Origin of the sequence: Streptomyces sp. NPDC058000, assembly GCF_042886435.1 — a bacterium.
GTDB lineage: Bacteria > Actinomycetota > Actinomycetes > Streptomycetales > Streptomycetaceae > Streptomyces.
This window is the reverse complement of record NZ_JBHVQS010000033.1, coordinates 1-18,051: the sequence shown is the minus strand read 5'-3', so window position 1 is coordinate 18,051 and position 18,051 is coordinate 1. Positions and strand designations below refer to the sequence as shown.

The window sequence follows — 18,051 nt, the reverse complement described above, 5'->3', positions numbered from 1 at the left end:
GCCCCCTGCACGGGGGCGGGCGCCGTCCGGTGCGGCCGGGGCCGCGCTCACGAGGAGGTCAGCACCCGGATCTTCTCCGCCTGCGGGCCCTTCTGGCCCTGGGTGACCTCGAAGCTGACCTTCTGGCCCTCCAGCAACTCGCGGTAGCCGGTGGCGTCGATGTTGGAGTAGTGCGCGAAGACGTCGGCGCCGCCGTCGTCCTGCGCGATGAAGCCGAAGCCCTTTTCCGAGTTGAACCACTTCACCGTGCCCGAAGCCATGTTGCGTCTCCTTCGCTCTATGGGCTCGAATCGGCTCCCGCACCGCGCGGAATCCGGAGGTGATCGCCCTGGCCCGGAGACGTACCGGACAGCAAGAACGCCCGTGAATGCGACACGGGCGCCCGGCACTTCGGAACCACGACAGCTGATCAGGACGCTACACCGACCGGGCCCACCAGTCACCACAAATCATGGCAAACGCGTCATCCTTCACCGGGCAAGGCCACACCGCGTCCTCCGGATCCCCGGCCGATCGGACGGATGTGCGAGGCCGAGGAGGGGCCGTCAGGAGGTCGGTCCGCCGTCCTCCGGACCGACCGGCTGCCGCCGGCGCCACCACAGCGCGGTGCCGAGTCCGGCCAGTGCGATCACTCCGGCGGCGGAGAAGGACCACAGGACCAGGTCGTCCGTGCGGCCGCCCGCTCGGGCCGCCGATGCCTGGTGCAGCGCGGTGACGGGGGCCCGGTGGGCGGCCTGCGCCGTCCCGGGGTCCTTCGGGTCGGGGGCCGGGGCGGGCAGCGTGCCGACCGCCGCCGCCCGGGGCGCCGCGGCGAACCCCCAGTCCAGCAGGGCACGGGCCTCCTCGTAGACCGCGTTCTCGGCGCCGGACTGCGGATTCATCGCGGTGACCAGCAGCGTCCGGTGGCCGCGCCGGGCGGCGGCGATGAGGGTGTTCCCGGCGTGGCTGGTGTAGCCGTTCTTCACCCCGATCAGGCCGTCGTAGGGGGCCACCCCGTGCGAGCCGACCAGGAGCCGGTTGGTGTTCTGGATGCCGGACGCGTCGGGGCCGCCGTCCTCAGGGAAGCGGGCGGTCTTCGTGGCGGCGAAGTGGGCGAAGTCCCGGTTGGTCAGCCCGGCCTGACCGAAGAGGGAGAGGTCGTAGGCGGAGGAGAACTGGCCCGGCGTGTCGAAGCCGTCGGCGGATTCGACGGTGGTGTCGCGGGCGCCCAGCCGCTCCGCGGTCGCCTGCATGTCGTCGATGGTCCTGCCCCAGCCGCCGTTCATGGCGGCGAGGGCGTGCACCGCGTCGCTGCCGGAGCTGAGGAAGACGCCGTGCCACAGGTCGGCGACGCGGTACGGCACGTCCTCCTTGACGCCGGCGAGCGAACTGCCGGCCTCGATGCCGGCCAGGTCCGCGGAGGAGACCGTACGCACCGTCCCCTGGGCGAACCTCGGCAGCACCGTCAGCGCGAACAGCGTCTTGAGGGTGCTGGCCGGCGGCAGCGGCCGGTGGGCGTCCTTGGCCGCGAGGATCCGGTGGCTGTCCAGGTCCGTGACGACCCAGGACAGGGCCGACACCCGGGGTGGCTCGGGGACTCCCGGCCTCGGCAGGAACTGCACTCCGCGCTCGTCCAGCAGGTTCTCGGCCGGGGCCGGCGGGGCGCCGCGCAGGTCGTCGACGCCGTTGGGGCCGTCGGCGACCGCCGGGCCGCACAGGGCCAGCAGGCTCGCGGTACAGACGGCCGCTGCGGTCAGGGCTCTGACGGGGTACCAGGTCGCTGTCGACATGTGGCCACGCTAAGAACGCCGCGGGCCGCGCGCCGGTTGGCCTACTCCATACGGTTCCCGGCCGCGACGGACGGCGGGCGGGCCGCTCCTCCGTCCGGGCCCGGGCGCCGCTCCCCCGCCTGCCCCTACGCGGGCCGCCGGTCGCCGCGCGGCACCGGGCGGGCCCGTTCGGGACCGAGCAGCGGGGCGTGCAGATCGCCGTAGCGCTCGCGGCGCCCGGCGATCTCGTCGAAGAGGAAGGTGAGTTGGCCCGGTTCGGCGCAGGCGGCGACCTCGTCCCAGGTGACCGGGGTGGAGACGGTCGGCAGGGGGCGGGCCCGCAGGGTGTAGGCGGTCGCGGTGGTCTTGGCGGCGGCGTTCTGCGAGAAGTCGAGGAAGACCTTGCCCGGCCGCAGCGCCCGGGTCATCTTGTGCGTGACGAGGTCTCCGAGGGCGGCACCGGCCTCGACGGCGAGCGTCCGGGCGTAGGCGGTGGTGCGGTCGGCGGGGGTCGGCTCGATGGGCACGAGGAGGTGCAGGCCCTTTGAGCCGCTGGTCTTGGCGTAGGCGTCGAGACCGTCGGCGGCCAGCCGGTCGCGCAGCCACCGGGCGGCGGCGCAGCACTCCACGATGGTGGCGGGTGCGCCCGGATCCAGGTCGAAGACCAGCCGGTCGGCCACGCCCGGCGCGTCGCAGGTCCACTGCGGGGTGTGCAGTTCGACGACGAGGTTGGCGGCCCAGACCAGTGAGGCGAGGTCCTGGAGGAGCACCTGCCGGGCCGGCCCCGACCTCGAATGGGGGACCTCGCAGCTCTTCACCCAGGAGGGGGCGCCGGGCGGCACGTTCTTGGTGAAGAAGCACTGGCCGTCCGGCCCGTCGGGGTAGCGGAGGAAGGACACCGGACGGTCGTGGAGATGCGGGAGCAGCGCGTCCGCGGTGGTGGTGCAGTAGTGCAGCACCTCACCCTTGGTGGTGCCGGTCTCGGGATAGAGGACCTTGTCCAGGTTCGTCAGCGAGAGGCGCCGCCCCTCCACGACGGTGATCGGCGACATACCATGGAGAATCCCACATGAGGTGCAGATCATGCGATCTATCTGGAACGGGTCCATATCGTTCGGCCTGGTCGCCATCCCGGTGAAGACCTACAGCGCCACCGACCGCACCTCGTCGGTCTCCTTCGTCCGCATCCACGACAAGGACGGCGCCCCGATCCAGTACCGCAAGATCTGCGAACTGGACGGCCAGGAGGTGCCGAACGAGGAGGTGGGCAAGGGGTATCAGCCGCCCGGCGACGACACGGTCGTACCGATCACCGACGAGGACCTGTCCCGGCTGCCGATGCCGACCGCCAAGACGCTGTCGATCCTCTCCTTCGTGGACCCCGCCGAGATCGACCCGCTCCAGCTGGACAAGGCGTACTACCTCGGCCCCAACGGGACCTCCGCCGTCAAGCCGTACGCCCTGCTGCGGGAGGCGCTGGAGCACCACCGGAAGGTCGCGATCGGCAAGGTGGCGATGCGCGGCCGGGAGACCCTGGCCATGCTGCGGGCGTACGACGGGGCGCTGCTGATGCACACCCTGCTCTGGCCGGACCAGATCCGCTCCGCGGACGGCATCGCACCGGAGGCCGTCAAGGTCCGCGAGAACGAGATGACGCTGGCCGAGACGCTGATGGATTCGCTGGGCGCGCTGGACCCGGCCGATCTCCACGACGACTACCGCGAGGCGGTGGAGGAACTCGTCGCCGCCAAACTGGAGGGCGGAGCCCCGGCCACCCCCGACACCTCCGCCACCTCCGGCGCCCGGGTCATCGACCTGACGGCGGCGCTGGAGAAGAGCGTACGGGCCGCCCGCGGCGGCTTGCCGGGCGCCGACGAGGAAGGCGCACAGGACGCCTCGGTCACCCCGATCCGGGGCCGCGGCCCGGCCGGCAAGAAGTCCGCCGCGAAGAAGCCCCCCGCACGGACGGCGGCCCCCGGGAAGGGCAGCGCCGGCACGACCGCGGGCAGCCGAACCGCCGCGAAGAAGACCGGTGCCGGCAAGACCAGCGCCGGCAAGTCGGGTACCAGCAGGTCGGATACGGGTGCGTCCCCCGCCGCGAAGACCGCGGCGGACCGGAGCACGACAGGGAAGACCACGACCAAGAAGCAGCCCCGGACCAAGCGCACGACGAAGTCCACCGCGTCCTAGTACTGCGACCAGGGCTGGCCGACCCTGCTCCACCGGACCGGCCCTAACGCCCCTCGACGCAGGCCGTTGGCTTCCCCGCCCGGCCGGGCCGGCCGTTCCTCTAGAGTCGCAGCATGGCTTCAGACGAGGGGACGACCACCACCCGGGTCGACAGCTGGATCTGGTCGGTGCGGCTCACCAAGACGCGCTCGATGGCCGCGGCGGCCTGTCGGGCCGGACATGTGCGCGTCAACGGCGAGCGGGTGAAGCCTGCCCACGGCGTGCGGTCCGGCGACGAGGTGCGGCTGCGGCAGGCCGGCCGGGAACGCATCGTGGTGGTGACCCGACTGGTGCGCAAGCGCGTGGGCGCCCCGGTAGCCGTCGAGTGCTACGTCGACAACAGCCCGCCGGTGCCGCCGCGCGAGGAGGTCCCGATCATCGCCGTCCGGGACCGCGGCGCGGGCCGGCCCACCAAACGCGACCGCCGCGAAATGGACCAACTGCGCGGCCGGCTCGGCGCCGGCCCGGAGTCCGACCACCAGCCCTGAGCGCCCAACTCATTCGCCTAGGCCCCGTCGTCGGGCAGCGCGTCCACGTAGACCCAGCGGCCGTCCTCACGGACGAAGCGGCTGTGCTCGTCCTGGCTGCCGGCGTGGCCGCGCACCGTGTAGTGCGCGCGGAAGGCGACCGTGCCCTCGGTGTGGAAGGCGCTGCCGCCGGTCGCGGCGAGGATCTCCAGACCGGTCCAGTGCTGCACGGGGTCGAGTTCGAGGGCGGCCGGGCGGGTCGTCGAGTGCCAACTGCGCAGCAGATAGGCGGTGTCGCCGACGGCGAAGGCGCTGTAGCGGGAGCGCATCAGCCGCTCGGCCGTCGGGGCGGCGGTGCGCCCCTGGTGGAAGGGGGCACAGCACTCCCCGTAGGACGCCTCGCGGCCGCACGGGCAGGGCGAGTTCTCGGTGATCGCGACGGGTGCGGGCGGCTGCTGCCGGGTCCGCTGCTTCGAGGATTTCGACGACTTCCTGGGCTTTGACACGCCATGATTGTGCCGGGTCGGGCGGGGTGGATCCGCGGCGGGCGGGGTGTGGGCCGGGCAGGATCTCACGAGGGCTGGACCGTTTGAGGGATTTCCCTGATAAATCCGCCATTTGCATCTTTTCTTGGCTTGATACCGGCCGTGAGGCTGGAAGAACTCACAGTGACCGTCCCCGCACCCAGGAGAGAACCCTCATGATTCTGTCCATTTCCGGCGTCGTCCTGCTCGGTGTCATCGTCTTCCTCTTCTTCCGCAAGGACGGCCTCAAGTTGTCCCACGCCCTGATCTGCGCACTCTTCGGGTTCTACCTCGCCGGCTCGGCCATCGCGCCCAGCATCAAGGCCGGCGGGGCGAGCCTGGCCAGCCTCCTCGGCGGGATCAAGCTCTAGGTCCCGCGCGGCGCCGCTCCCACCGCCCGTTCGGGCCCGTCCGTCCCGTCCGGGCGGCGGCGCGTGAGACCCGCCCCGGCTCGCCGCCCACGCCGAGCCGGCCCGCCGTCCGTACGAGCACCAGGAGAGAAGCTGTGGCCCGGCGCCCCCTGCCCCGCATCCTCACCGGCAACGCCCTGACCAGCAGTGCCCCGATCGTCCGCGGCCGCGAACTGGCGCGGACCGCGGCCGACGGCGCGACCGATGTGCTCCACCCGCTGATCACCGTCAGTCGGGGCCTGCGCCGGCTGGCGGTGGCCGGACGGGGACGTTGGGCCGCCACCCCCAAGGAGCAGCGGGGGCCGCTGTGTTTCGTGGCCGCGGGGGCGGTACTGATGGTGGCGCTGGTGCCGTACGGTCCACTGCTCACGGTGATCGCGGTGACGGCGGTGGCGGCCTGGGTGGGCCGGGACCGGACGCCGGTGGCGGAGGACACCGGCCCGAGCGAGGCGGAGACCGAGCGACTTCAGGCCCTCTACGAGGCGCTGGTGCCGCACTTCTCCGCCGAGGGCGACCCCAGCCCCCTCTACGCCCATGACGGCGACTGGCAGCGGGCGTTCACCGAGTACGCCTTCGACGAGGACGGGCGGCCGGCGCGGCTGCATCTGAAGTACCCGGCGTACTTCCCCGACGGTGACGACCGGTCCCGGGTCGGCATCGAGCAGCTGTTGCACGCCAAGTCCGGCCGCGGCCGGGAGTGCCGCTTCGACTGGGACGAGGAGGCCAACCAGCTGGTGATGACGGCGCTCGGGCCGCTGCCGGCGGACATCGCGGCGCAGCGCTTCGTGACGTCCCCGGGGGAGACGGTGCTCGGCTTCACCGACGCCGATTCCGTGCAGCGGACGCTACCGGTGTTCTGCGGGGGCACGACGCGGGACGTGCCCCCGGTGGTGTGGCGCACCGGCCGACGGTCCACCGAACCGCATCTGCTGGCGCTGGGGCAGTCGGGCGCCGGCGTGACGACGCTGCTGCGCTCGATCGCGCTCCAGGCGCTACAGCACGGCGACGTGCTGGTGATCGACGGTGGCGGCAGCGGTGAGTTCGGGTGCCTGGCGGGGCGGCGCGGGGTGCTGGCCGTGGAGAGCGGGCTGGCCGGCGCGTCGGCGGCGCTGGAGTGGGCGACGCACGAGACCGAGCGGCGGCTGGTCGCCGCCAACCGGGCACAGCAGGCCGGGCAGCCCGCGCCGGCGGACACCCGGCGCCCGCTGTGGATCATCGCGGACCGTCTGACGGCGCTGTCCCATCTGGCGGCGGTGGAGGGCCGGGACGACCCGCAGCGGCTGCTCCAGGTCCCGCTGCGGCATGGCCGGGCGGCCCAGGTGACGGTGGTGGCGGCCGACCAGTTCGAGACCGCCGAGCTGCTGAGCGACCCGGTACGGAGCCACGCCAAGGCGCGGATCGTGCTCGGACCGGCCACCGCCGAGGAGGTGCGGGCGGTGCTGGGGGTGCCGGCGCACACCACGCCGCTCGCGCAGGTCCCACCGGGCCGCGGCTACGCCCGGCTCGGCGCCGGCCCCGTCCTCCGGCTCCAGGTACCGGCCACCCCCGACCCGTACGACGAGGCCACCGGCGAGGCGCACCGGCGGGCCGTCCTGGCACTGCTCCCGGAACGGACCGTTCCGGGAGATGCCGTGGAAGCAGCCGCCACCGCACCCCGGCCGGTGTCCTTCGCGAAGCGCGGCGCCGCGGCACCGGCGGGCGGCCGGAACCCCGACGCCCCCGACACGACCTGACACCACGTCACTTCACAGACGTACCGGAGCCCGCTCCCCCACCACGAACCGGGCCGGCCGGACAACCGGCTGGCGCCGATTCAGGCGACGAACGCCTGCGGCGGCTCCGCCTCCACCGACACTCCGGTCGCCACCAGCCGCGCCGCCCTCGCCAGCCGCACCGCGGCCTCGTCGGCGACCGCGCCGCTGACCGTGAACGGCAGCCGCACAAAACCCTCGAAGGCACCATCCACGCCGAACCGCGGCCCCGACGGCACCCGAACCCCCAGCCGCTCCCCCGCCTCCGCGATCCGGGAGCCGGACAGCCCGCCGGTCCGGGCCCAGAGCGTCAGGCCGCCGCGCGGGACGCTGAACTCCCAGTCGGGCAGGTGCCGGTGGAGGGCCTCGACGATCGCGTCGCGGTTCTCCCGGGCCTGCGCACGGCGGATCCGGACGGCCTCCTCCCAACCGCCGCTCTCCAGGAGGGAGGCGATGGCGAGCTGTTCGAGGACGGGCGAGCCGAGGTCCGAGTAGGCGCGGGCGGCGACCAGGCTGCGGATGATGTCGGGCGCGGCCCGCACCCAGCCGATCCGCATCCCGGCCCAGAACGCCTTGCTGGCCGAGCCGACGGTGATCACGGCGCTGCCGGCGGGGTCGAACGCACAGACCGGGCGGGGCAGTTCGGTGTCCGGGTCGAGGACGATCTCGGTCATGGTCTCGTCAACGACGAGCAGCGTGCCGGCCGAGCGCGCGGCGTCCACGAGCCGGCGGCGCTGGTCCTCGGTGGCGAGGCTGCCGGTGGGGTTGTGGAAGTCGGCGACGACGTAGGCCATCCGCGGTGCGGCGTCGCGCATGACCTGGCGCCAGACCGGGACGTCCCAGCCCGCCAGCCGCTCGCCGAGGGCGACCGGGACGAGTCGGGCGCCGGCGTCGCGCATCAGCTGGAGGATGTTGGCGTACGAGGGCGAGTCGACGGCCACCCGTTCGCCGGGGCTGGTACACAGCCGACAGATCGCGGCGACGGCGCCCATCGCGCCGGTGGTGACCATGATCTGTTCGGGCATGGTGGGGATGCCGCGGGCGGTGTAGCGGTCGGCGAGGGCCTGGCGCAGTGTGGGCAGGCCGGCCGGGTAGTCGCCGTGGGTGTGGGCGTAGAGCGGCAGGTCGGCCATGGCGCCCTGGACGGCGCGGGTGAGCCACGGCTCGGGGGCCGGCAGGGCGGCGCATCCGAGGTCGATCATCGAGCCGGCGGCCTCCGGCGGGAGCGGTTCCAGGCCGCGGGTGGGCAGCGGGTTGCCCGCCGGGACGGCGGTCCAGCTGCCCGAGCCGCGCCGGGACTCCAGGAACCCTTCGGCGCGCAGCGCCTCGTAGGCCGCGGCGACGGTGGTGCGGCTGACGCCGAAGGCGGCGGCCAGCTCGCGTTCGGCGGGGAGTCGGGCGGCGACCGGTACCCGGCCTTCGAGGACGAGCCGTCGGACGCCGTCGGCGAGGTTGCGGTAGGCGGGCAACTTCCGCCCGTTGGCGGTGAGTTCGGCGGCCCGCGGGTCCTGCGACCGGAGCAGCCGGGCGAGTTGGGGCGCGCCCACCGCAGAAGTCCACTGTGCCATGAAGATCAGTCCACCTTCCGCAGATTGGCTCTACATCCGGAGACCGGACATGCCACATGGTGACACGCACCAGTCCAATCTTGCCAGGAGGGGAAAGAGTCATGTCCATCACCCAGGGGTCCGGCACCATGCGGTCACACCTGCCACGCCGGCTCGTGCAGCTCTACGCGGGGCTGGTGCTGTACGGCCTGAGCATGGGCCTGATGGTCCGCGCCGGACTGGGCCTGGAGCCGTGGAGCGTGCTGAACCAGGGCATAGCGCGGCACACCGGACTGTCGATCGGCACCGTCACGATCGTCGCCGGGGCGCTGATCCTGCTGCTGTGGATCCCGCTGCGGCAGCGCCCGGGCCTGGGCACGGTCTCGAACGTGGTGATCCTGGGGCTCGTCATGGACGCGACACTGGCCCTGGTCCCCACGGTGGACCCGTTGGCGGTCCGCATCCCGCTGCTGGTGGCCGCGGTCGTCCTCAATGGCGCCGCGACCGGCCTGTACATCACGGCACGGTTCGGTGCGGGGCCGCGCGACGGGCTGATGACCGGGTTGCAGCGGCGCACCGGTCGCCCGGTCCGGCTGGTGCGGACCTGCATCGAGGTGACCGTCCTCGCCGTGGGCTTCGCGCTCGGCGGCTCCCTCGGCGTCGGCACGGTGGTCTACGCCCTGGCCATCGGGCCGCTGGCGCAGTTCTTCCTCCGCCGGTTCGCGATCAAGGGGCTGCCGGAGCGGCCGTCCACCGTGGTGGCCCGCTCCCCCGAGCGGTCACCGGAGCGCGCGATACTGCCGGAGTGACCCCTGCGATACGCCTCCGCCACCCCTACCTCGACCATCCCGGCCCGCTCCCCTTCGCCCACCGGGGCGGAGCCGCGGACGGCCTGGAGAACACCGCCACCGCCTTCCGCCGCGCGGTGGACCTCGGCTACCGCTATCTGGAGACCGACGTCCACGCCACGTCGGACGGCGCACTGGTCGCCTTCCACGACGCGACCCTGGACCGGGTCACCGATTCCCAGGGCGCCATCGCCGCCCTCCCCTGGCGGGCGGTCCGCCGGGCCCGGGTCGCCGGCCGGGAGCCGCTGCCGCTGTTCGAGGAGCTCCTGGAGGAGTTCCCCGGGGCCCGCTGGAACGTCGACCTGAAGGCGGAGAGCGCGCTGGAGCCGCTGCTGGCCCTGCTGCGCCGCACCGGCGCCTGGGACCGAGTGTGCGTCGGCTCGTTCTCCGAGGACCGGGTGGCCCGGGCACAACGCCTGGCCGGCGGCCGGATGGCCAGCTCGCTGGGCACCCGCGGAGTGGCCGGCCTGCGGCTCCGCTCGTACGGGCGCGGGGCGCTGCCGCTGGACCGGCTGCTGGGCGCGGCGGTGCGGCGCAGTGCGGTCTGCGTCCAGGTCCCCGAGCGGCAGTCCGGACTCCGCGTCGTCGATCCGCTGTTCCTGCGCGCCGCACACGCACTGGGCATGCAGGTCCACGTCTGGACGATCAATGACGCGGATCGGATGAGAGCCCTGCTGGATCTCGGCGTGGACGGCATCATGACCGATCACATCGAGACGCTGCGCACGGTGCTGACCGAGCGGGGATGCTGGGCCTAGGGATTTCGGGGTCCGTCCCGGCTCCGAGCGTATGGCGGAACTCCACCGGACTACCCCGCGGTTGTGTGAGCACGGCCGGGTGTCTGGCCCTGGTCGGCGGGTCGCCCCTCGATGAGCGTGGCCACGCCGTCCAGCATGGAGTTGAGGCCGATCTCGAACAGCGCATCGAGGTCCAGGTCGTAGCCGGATTCTCCGACGGCTTGGATGACCCGGGTGAACGTCGGGTAGCGGCCGGACGCGGTGATTGCTGCAAGGGCGGGTGCCTGGGCGTCGAGCCACTGGTCTTCCGACAGGCCCGTGATGCTTGCGGCGTGGGCTTCTCGTTCCAGTTGGACCGCAATGCCCTGTACGTGGCTGTAGAGCAGCGCGTTGAAGTTGAGCATGGCCGTCGGGTCGAGGCCGTGACCGTCAAGTGCCGTCAGCATCCACTCGGAGTAGGCCATCAGGTTGGGCAGTATCAAGGGACGGGTGAGCGGGCCGATCTGGGCCAGCCAGGGATGAGCGCGGTGCAGCGCCCAGAGCGACCGGGCTCCCGACTCCAGCCGGGCCCTCCAGTGGGCAGGCGTTTCATGGGGAAGGTGGAGCTCTCCGAAAACCGCGTCGGCCATGAGGAGCACGAGGTCGTCCTTGCTGTTCACATAGCGGTAGGGCGACATGGTGGCTGCGTTCAGACGTGCCGCGACACTCCGCATGGAGACAGCGGTCAGCCCTTCGGCGTCGGCGATCTCGATGGCGGTGTGCACGACACGTTCACGGCTGAGCTCACGCGCTGCGGTGGGCGTCGTGCGCGGGTGGGCTGGACCGGGGCGGCGGTGAGGACCAGCCACCACAGTGCCTACGCGCGGCTCTGCCTGCACCAGCCCCTCCTGGCGCAGAGCGGTGAGTGCCTTCGTGGCGGTGGCCAAGGCGACGTTCCATTCCCTGGCGATCTGGCGCGTCGAGGGAACCCGGTCGCCGGGAGCGAGTTCCCCGTCGGTGATGCGTCGCCGGATATCAGCGGCGACACGCAGATAGGGCGGGACGAGTTTCGCGGCCACCTGTCTCCTCCTACTTCCTGTACTAGTACAGAAGCTAGCAGGGAAGATGACACCGAGAGGCCCATCTGCCCTAGTACAGGGCTAAACATTTAGCACTTGGCGCCCCTGTCCATACGGCGTACATTCCAGCGCGTACACCGTACGAAGGGGTTTCCGTGAAGACCGTACTCATCTCCGGTGCGAGCGTTGCCGGACTTACCACCGCCTACTGGCTACGACGTCGGGGATACCTGCCGACGGTCGTAGAACGCGCTCCCGGCATACGTCCGGGCGGCCAGGCGATCGACGTCCGCGGCGCTGCACTCGCCGTCCTTGAGCGGATGGGCCTCTTGACGGAAGCGCAGCGCGCACGCACCCGCATGCGTGGAATGTCGATGCACGACGGCGACGGCAACGAGCTCTGGCGCTCCACCGAGATGACGTTCAGCAGCGGCCGGCTCGACAGCGAAGACATCGAGTTGTTGCGGGAAGACCTCACACAACTGCTGTACCGGCAAACGCGGGACGACGTCGAATACCTCTTCAATGACTCCGTGATCGCCCTCGATCAGGATCCGCGCGGCATCAACGTCAGCTTCGAACGCGGCCGGCGCCGGACTTTCGACCTCGTGGTCGGGGCGGACGGCCTCCACTCGAAGGTTCGGCAACTGGCCTTCGGTCCGGAGCGTCGGTTCATCCGCCATCTCGGCGCTCACCTGGCCGTCTTCAGCACGGACAACTTCTTGGACCTCGACAACTGGCAGGTGTGGCTCCAGGACGACACCGCCAGCTACTGCGTCTACCCGGTCCGCGACAACTCCGAGATCAGGGCCACGCTCGGCTTCGCATCGGAACCCCTCGACTACGACTACCGCGACACCGAGCAGCAAAAGTCGCTCCTCGCCGAGCGCATGTCGCATCTGGGTGGGGACACCCCGAGGCTGCTGAAGGCCATGCGGACAGCGCCCGACTTCTACTTCGACGCGATGGCTCAGATCCACACGGACCGCTGGTCGGACGGCCGGGTCGTGCTGATCGGTGACGCGGGCTACTGCCCCTCACCGCTGTCCGGACAGGGCACCAGCCTGGCCCTGGTGGGTGGCTACGTGCTGGTCGACGAACTCGACAGGGCGGACGGCGACCACCGTGCCGCGCTTGCGCGATACGAGGAACGTCTGCGCCCGTTCGTCGAACTCAACCAGGCACTCGCCACGGAGAATCCCGGCGGTGCGGCGCCCGAAGAGTCCCTTGAACGAGCAAAGAACGCGATCCCCCTCGACAGCTGACCGGCGGCCAGGGGCGCACCTCCTTCAACCACGTACCAGATCCCTCGCCCGGCAGGCCAGGCGGAGAACGGTCCACCCGCGCGCCAGGGAGGTCAAGACCGTCCCGACCGGCCCTGTCCTACCTGGGGGAACAGTTCCTCACGCGCGTCGAGCAGGGCAGGCGACCTCCCAGGCCGCCTCGATCATCCGGAAGATCTCGTCCACCGCGGCGTCCGGATCGGCCGCCTCACGGGCCAGCGAATAGGCGTCGATCACGAACCTGGCGATCGTCCGGCAGGCCGTTGTGGACTGCGGCAGGTCGAGATCGGTGGCGATGGCGGTTGCCAGCGACTCCGCGTGGCGCAGCCTCATCGACTCCTCGTACTCCCGCAGGCCAGGTGATGCGTCGATCATGTGCCAGATCGGGGCGGCGCTGTCCGCTGTGCAATGTCGCACCAGTGCCTGGATCTCGCGGCGCAGCGCAGGGATGAGCGGCTCGTGCGGCGCCCGGCCGGTGACCGCCTGCGCGAGGCGTTGCTCGAAGTCTTCGTCCTGCTCGAACACCAGGGCCTCTTTCGAGGCGAAGTGGGAGAAGAGCGTGGTGACGGCCACGTCGGCCTCAGCGGCCACGTCACGGATGCCCACCGCGTCGTACCCGCGTTCCAGGAAGAGTCGCAGGGCGGTGTCGGCGATCTTCTGGCGGGTCGCGGCCTTCTTGCGCTCACGGCGTCCGGACGGCACGGTCATGCCCGAACGCTATCAGATTCAAAACCATAACCGTTCCGGAAACCTAACCGTTAGTGCTACGGTCGACCGCATGAAGAGAGTGAGCTTCGCCGAGTTCGGCGGTCCGGACGTTCTGCAACTCGTCGACACCGAGGAGCCCCACGCGGGCCCCGGTCAGATACGCATCACCGTGCGGGCGGCGGGCGTGAACGCCGTCGACTGGAGGATCCGTGAAGGCCAGTTCCAGAAGGTCCGTCCGATCGAGTTGCCCGCCGGAGTCGGGCAGGACGCCTCCGGGGTGGTGGACGAAGTCGGCGAGGGCGCCGAAGGGGTCGAGGTCGGCGACCACGTGTTCGGCGAGGGCTGGGGCACCTATGCCGAGTTCGCCGTCCTTTCGGCCTGGGCCAGGATGCCCGAGGGGGCGACGTTCGAAGAGGCGGCCGGGTACCCGTCCGTGGTGGAGACCGCGCTGCGCATCATCCGCCAGGTCGGTGTGCAGTCCGGGCAGACGCTGCTGGTCAGCGGTGCGTCCGGGGGAGTCGGATCGACGGTGCTGCAGATCGCCCGCGACCGCGGCATCACGGTGATCGGCACGGCTGGGGCCGCGAACCAGGACTATCTGCGCAGCCTGGGTGCCCTGGCCACGACGTACGGCGAGGGCTGGGTCGAGCGGGTGCGGCAGTTCGGCCACGTCGATGCGGCTCTCGATCTGGCCGGCTCGGGCGTGATCCGCGAACTCGTCGAGCTGACCGGGGATCCGCAGAGGGTGGTCTCCATCGCCGATCGCGCTGCGCCGGAGTTCGGTGTCCGCTTTTCCGGCGTGGCCGGCAGCGTGCCGGAAGCGCTCGCCGAGGCCGTCGACCTCATCTCTCGGGGAAAGCTCCACCTCCCGGTCGAGAAGACGTACACCCTCGCCGAGGCCGTGGCGGCGCACATCGACAGCCATGCCGGCCACACGCGCGGGCGCCGGGTCATGGTCGTCCGAGCCGCTGCTGCGCAGGTGCACGGCCCGGCAAGCTGAAGTCTTTCCAGAGATCCCAGCCCGACGCCGACCCACAGCAGCGACGCGCCCTCGATCGACCGCGCCACAGTGGGGCAGGGCCTGCTCCCGCTGCCCCTGCTCCCAGGCTTGTACGCCCGCCGCCCCAGCCAGGTCTCCCCCGTCCCGGCTGGGGGGCTAGTGGCTCCTGAGGCAATCAATCTGGGCACGTGGGTGCCGGCCGCCCAGGGCTCAGCGACAGCCTTGGGCGTCTCTTGCCGGCGCGCACCGGAGCCTCGGGGCGGTGCCGGGGCGAAACGATCGATTTGCCGTATCTGGGACACTTGTTTTCATGCCCGGAACCCCACAACACAACGCCAAGCCATCGTGGTCCATACGACTTGCCGCCTGGATCTTTCCGATCGACCTCGACGGCCGTCGACGCGAGACCTGGTCGCAGTGGACGAACTGGCGGATCTCCCTTCTTCTCCTCCTGGGCCCCGCCATGTTGATCGGTGCGTTCACCGCACGAGGCCCCGAGGTGACCTGGTGGGAACGGAGCGCCTTCGCCGTGGCCGGCGCCGCCATATCAACGATCCTGGTTCGCGTGTTGATCGGCTACCGACAGCTGAAAGCCTCAACCCGAACCACTACTCCTCCCCCGCCTGAAACCCACCCTGCACAGCCCAGAGCAACCCACGACACCAACTGACCGGACAAGGGCCGGACCCACGTCCTGTGTCCGCCGGGTCCGTAGCGGCTGGCCCAGCCAATGCGTTGGACCGGGAATCAACGAGGTTGAGGTGGGCGGGTTCCCCCGACAGGCTCGCCCGATGAGCGACAGCACACAGCCGGGCAGCTGGGACGGCCCTTGGTACCGCGTCCGCACGGAGCAGTTCGAGGCCGCGTTCCTGCCGGATGCCGATGAGAACCTGGAGGCCGTGGACAACGTCGACGTCGAAGTGCGGCTACGGGACGGCTCGCGGTGGAGCGCCACCATGTTCACCGTTGCCCAGGTCGAGGTTCTGATGAAGCGTTGGGCCGCGAGCGGTGAAGCCCTGGGAGGCCGGTACTTCTGGTGCTCGCACGGGCTGATCGTCCGCGACGCCGGCATCAGCAACATGACCCAGGTACTCACCGGCCTGATCGAGAACGGCGACGTCACGCAGGTCCTTCACCGCCTCGACGACTGACAGCCGCTGGCCAAGTCTCCACGCCTCATACGGAAATGATCGGTTCACTCGGTAGCGTGCGGGGTAGCCGTCAAGGTGAGTTCGGCCATGTGGCGCAGGTCCATGTCCTCACCGGCTAGTTCCACGCCACGGAGCGGATCCTGCAGTTGGCGGTGGACTCCTACGACGTGTGGGGGTTCGCCGGATACGTCTTCGCCCTCACGAAGGCGTTCACCGGCATGCGGCTCCGTGAGATGTACGGGTCACGGCGCGAGTTCGCCCCCCGCCTGGCCTGCATCCGACCCGGACGAGTTGACCGTGGAGGGCGCTCGGGGCGCCCTGCTGGAGCATGGATTTTCCCAGCCGTCTCCCATTCGATCTTGAAGGGGTCTGTTCCTGCCGGTGGAGGGTCTGCGAGAGTGACCGTCACTCAAGCGATCACATCGAGACGTTGCGCACGGCGCTGACCGAGCGGGGATGCCGGGTCCAGGCGCGCCTGTCCTTGCGGTCCCCGGCCGCCGCGCGGTGACGGGGACCGACGACGGGGGTGCGGGTGCAGGGCACACAGGTGGCGGCCGGGGCCGCGACGGGGGCGGCACAGGCCGCGCGCCGGCGGGAGCAGCGCGGCTGGTACTTCTACGACTGGGCGATCAGCGTCTACTCGACGAGCGTGCTGACGGTCTTCCTCGGCCCGTACCTCACCTCGGTCGCCAAGGCCGCGGCGGACGCCGAGGGCTTCGTACACCCGCTGGGCCTACCGGTCCGGGCGGGCTCCTTCTTCGCGTACACGGTCTCGGCGTCGCTGCTGCTGTCGGTGCTGGCGATGCCGGCGGCCGGGGCGCTGGTGGACCGGACCGGCCGCAAGAAGCCGCTGCTCGGGTGCTGCGCCTACATCGGGGCGGCGGCGACCACGGGGCTGTTCTTCCTGGACGGCGACCGCTATCTGCTGGGCGGGGCGCTGCTGATCGTCGCCAACGCCTCGTTCGTGGTCGCGATGATGCTCTACAACTCCTACCTGCCGCAGATCGCCGGCCCGGAGGAGCGCGATGCGGTCTCCTCGCGCGGCTGGGCCTTCGGGTACGCGGCCGGTTCACTGGTCCTCGTCATCGACCTGGCGCTGTACGCCGGGCACGACGCCGTCGGGGTCTCCGAGGGCACCGCGGTGCGGATCTGCCTGGCGACGGCGGGACTGTGGTGGGGCGGCTTCGCGCTGATCCCGCTGCGGCGGCTGCGCGACCGGCCGACGACCGGCGGCAGCGATCGTTCCGGTCCGGGCCGGCACCAGCTGCGGGAGACCCTGCGCGATATGCGCCGGCACCCGCTGACGCTCGCCTTCCTCCTCGCCTACCTCGTCTACAACGACGGCATCCAGACCGTGATCACCCAGGCGTCCGTCTTCGGCTCCGAGGAGCTGGGGCTGGACCAGACCACGCTGATCGTGGCGGTCCTGCTGGTGCAGGTGCTGGCCGCCGCGGGCGCCCTGCTGATGGGCCGGCTGGCTCGGACCCACGGCGCCCGGCGGACCATCCTGGGGTCGCTGGTGGCGTGGACGCTGACGATCGCCGCGGGGTACTTCCTGCCCGCCCGGGCGCCGGTGTGGTTCTTCGCGCTGGCGGCCGGGATCGGGCTGGTGCTGGGCGGCAGCCAGGCACTGTCCCGCTCGCTCTTCTCCCATCTGATCCCGCGCGGCAAGGAAGCGGAGTATTTTTCCGCGTACGAGATGAGCGACCGGGGGGTGAGCTGGTTGGGACCGCTGGTGTTCGGGATGGCGTACCAGCTGACCGGTAGCTACCGGGACGCGATCGGGTCCCTGGTGGCGTTCTTCGCGCTCGGGTTCGTACTGCTGGCGCGGGTGCCGGTGCGGCGGGCGATCGCGGCGGCCGGCAATCCGGTACCTGACCGGATTTAGCCCTTGAGGGCGCGGGGCGGTAGTGTACGCCTTTGGCTCACCAGGCGGACCGTTACTGCGTGCTCAACTCCTTGAGGCGTTGGGTGACATCTGCTGCCAGATGTGACAAACCGGGCGTTGGTGGGTACAACAAGGGGCGGCACGACGGGCGACGCAGGCGACGTATGTCCCGATGACGGGAATCTTCACCGCCGACCGGACGTTGACCGGATGACGACGACAGCGACACCTGTCCTGTGGGCGACAAGCCCGGGAGGCACGATTCATGAGTGAGCGAGCTCTCCGCGGCACGCGCCTCGTGGTGACCAGCTACGAGACCGACCGCGGCATCGACCTGGCCCCGCGCCAGGCGGTGGAGTACGCATGCGAGAACGGACATCGCTTTGAGATGCCGTTCTCGGTTGAGGCCGAGATTCCGCCGGAGTGGGAGTGCAAGGTTTGTGGTGCACCCTCGCTTCTGGTGGATGGGGATGGTCCTGAGGAGAAGAAGGGCAAGCCCGCGCGTACGCACTGGGACATGCTCATGGAGCGGCGGACCCGCGAGGAGTTGGAGGAGGTGCTGGCCGAACGGCTGGCCGTCCTGCGCTCCGGCACCATGAACATCGCCGTGCATCCGCGCGACACCAACCGCAAGTCCGCCTGACGGGCGGACCGAACCGAGCGGCACGGCAAGGGCCGGTGCCACCGCACTAGCGGTGGCAC

The 18,051-nt window shown here is 71.1% G+C and carries 19 protein-coding genes; 12 read left to right on the top strand and 7 right to left on the bottom strand.

Annotated elements, in window-relative coordinates:
* Positions 1-47 precede the first annotated feature (47 nt).
* The 3 genes from ACFVT2_RS26980 to ligD all read right to left on the bottom strand — a co-directional run bounded on the left by ACFVT2_RS26980 (position 48) and on the right by ligD (position 2,800).
* Complete coding sequence (locus tag ACFVT2_RS26980; RefSeq protein WP_016576347.1) at positions 48-260, bottom strand: cold-shock protein; 213 nt, start codon at positions 258-260, stop codon at positions 48-50.
* 285 nt (positions 261-545) lie between these two features.
* Complete coding sequence (locus ACFVT2_RS26975) at positions 546-1,769, bottom strand: D-alanyl-D-alanine carboxypeptidase family protein (protein WP_390022012.1); 1,224 nt, start codon at positions 1,767-1,769, stop codon at positions 546-548.
* A gap of 125 nt (positions 1,770-1,894) precedes the next feature.
* Positions 1,895-2,800, bottom strand: coding sequence for a non-homologous end-joining DNA ligase (gene ligD / locus ACFVT2_RS26970; RefSeq protein WP_390022010.1), 906 nt, complete (start codon positions 2,798-2,800; stop codon positions 1,895-1,897).
* A 31-nt stretch (positions 2,801-2,831) separates the two neighbouring features.
* On the opposite strand from ligD, the gene ACFVT2_RS26965 reads away from it, so the two are divergent.
* Positions 2,832-3,938 (top strand): Ku protein, encoded by a 1,107-nt coding sequence (locus ACFVT2_RS26965; protein WP_390022009.1) that lies wholly within the window; start codon positions 2,832-2,834, stop codon positions 3,936-3,938.
* 113 nt (positions 3,939-4,051) lie between these two features.
* Entirely contained in the window at positions 4,052-4,465 is a 414-nt protein-coding gene (locus ACFVT2_RS26960) for an RNA-binding S4 domain-containing protein (protein ID WP_390022007.1), read from the top strand.
* A gap of 17 nt (positions 4,466-4,482) precedes the next feature.
* On the opposite strand, the gene ACFVT2_RS26955 is transcribed toward ACFVT2_RS26960, so the two are convergent.
* A complete protein-coding gene (locus tag ACFVT2_RS26955) occupies positions 4,483-4,950 on the bottom strand; it encodes a YchJ family protein (protein WP_390022005.1) in 468 nt (155 codons plus the stop codon).
* Between the two features lie 194 nt (positions 4,951-5,144).
* Between ACFVT2_RS26955 and ACFVT2_RS26950 the strand changes: the two genes are divergently transcribed.
* Complete coding sequence (locus tag ACFVT2_RS26950) at positions 5,145-5,339, top strand: hypothetical protein (protein ID WP_016576341.1); 195 nt, start codon at positions 5,145-5,147, stop codon at positions 5,337-5,339.
* 134 nt (positions 5,340-5,473) lie between these two features.
* A complete protein-coding gene (locus ACFVT2_RS26945; RefSeq protein ID WP_390022001.1) occupies positions 5,474-7,111 on the top strand; it encodes a hypothetical protein in 1,638 nt (545 codons plus the stop codon).
* Between the two features lie 80 nt (positions 7,112-7,191).
* Here ACFVT2_RS26945 and ACFVT2_RS26940 read toward each other — a convergent pair whose 3' ends face one another.
* Positions 7,192-8,697 carry a PLP-dependent aminotransferase family protein gene (locus ACFVT2_RS26940; protein WP_390021999.1) on the bottom strand — a complete coding sequence of 502 codons (1,506 nt, stop codon included), beginning with the start codon at positions 8,695-8,697 and terminating at the stop codon, positions 7,192-7,194.
* A gap of 101 nt (positions 8,698-8,798) precedes the next feature.
* Between ACFVT2_RS26940 and ACFVT2_RS26935 the strand changes: the two genes are divergently transcribed.
* Positions 8,799-9,485 carry a YitT family protein gene (locus ACFVT2_RS26935; RefSeq protein ID WP_390021998.1) on the top strand — a complete coding sequence of 229 codons (687 nt, stop codon included), beginning with the start codon at positions 8,799-8,801 and terminating at the stop codon, positions 9,483-9,485.
* Complete coding sequence (locus ACFVT2_RS26930) at positions 9,482-10,282, top strand: glycerophosphodiester phosphodiesterase (protein ID WP_390021997.1); 801 nt, start codon at positions 9,482-9,484, stop codon at positions 10,280-10,282. The genes ACFVT2_RS26935 and ACFVT2_RS26930 overlap by 4 nt, the downstream gene beginning before the upstream one ends.
* A gap of 50 nt (positions 10,283-10,332) precedes the next feature.
* On the opposite strand, the gene ACFVT2_RS26925 is transcribed toward ACFVT2_RS26930, so the two are convergent.
* Entirely contained in the window at positions 10,333-11,319 is a 987-nt protein-coding gene (locus tag ACFVT2_RS26925; RefSeq protein ID WP_390021996.1) for a TetR/AcrR family transcriptional regulator C-terminal domain-containing protein, read from the bottom strand.
* 155 nt (positions 11,320-11,474) lie between these two features.
* On the opposite strand from ACFVT2_RS26925, the gene ACFVT2_RS26920 reads away from it, so the two are divergent.
* Positions 11,475-12,584, top strand: a complete 1,110-nt coding sequence (locus ACFVT2_RS26920; RefSeq protein ID WP_390021994.1) for an FAD-dependent monooxygenase — start codon at positions 11,475-11,477, stop codon at positions 12,582-12,584.
* A gap of 138 nt (positions 12,585-12,722) precedes the next feature.
* On the opposite strand, the gene ACFVT2_RS26915 is transcribed toward ACFVT2_RS26920, so the two are convergent.
* Positions 12,723-13,310: a TetR/AcrR family transcriptional regulator gene (locus tag ACFVT2_RS26915; protein WP_390021992.1), complete on the bottom strand. Its 588-nt coding sequence runs from the start codon at positions 13,308-13,310 to the stop codon at positions 12,723-12,725.
* A 70-nt stretch (positions 13,311-13,380) separates the two neighbouring features.
* Between ACFVT2_RS26915 and ACFVT2_RS26910 the strand changes: the two genes are divergently transcribed.
* From ACFVT2_RS26910 to ACFVT2_RS26890, 5 genes are all read left to right on the top strand, one after another.
* A complete protein-coding gene (locus tag ACFVT2_RS26910; RefSeq protein ID WP_390022123.1) occupies positions 13,381-14,310 on the top strand; it encodes an NADP-dependent oxidoreductase in 930 nt (309 codons plus the stop codon).
* A 310-nt stretch (positions 14,311-14,620) separates the two neighbouring features.
* Positions 14,621-14,980, top strand: a complete 360-nt coding sequence (locus tag ACFVT2_RS26905; RefSeq protein WP_390021991.1) for a hypothetical protein — start codon at positions 14,621-14,623, stop codon at positions 14,978-14,980.
* A gap of 121 nt (positions 14,981-15,101) precedes the next feature.
* On the top strand, positions 15,102-15,461 hold the full coding sequence (locus ACFVT2_RS26900; RefSeq protein ID WP_390021989.1) for a hypothetical protein: 360 nt from the start codon (positions 15,102-15,104) through the stop codon (positions 15,459-15,461).
* 532 nt (positions 15,462-15,993) lie between these two features.
* Positions 15,994-17,349, top strand: a complete 1,356-nt coding sequence (locus ACFVT2_RS26895; protein ID WP_390021988.1) for an MFS transporter — start codon at positions 15,994-15,996, stop codon at positions 17,347-17,349.
* A 265-nt stretch (positions 17,350-17,614) separates the two neighbouring features.
* Positions 17,615-17,992 (top strand): RNA polymerase-binding protein RbpA, encoded by a 378-nt coding sequence (locus ACFVT2_RS26890; protein WP_100605284.1) that lies wholly within the window; start codon positions 17,615-17,617, stop codon positions 17,990-17,992.
* The last annotated feature ends 59 nt before the right edge of the window (positions 17,993-18,051 follow it).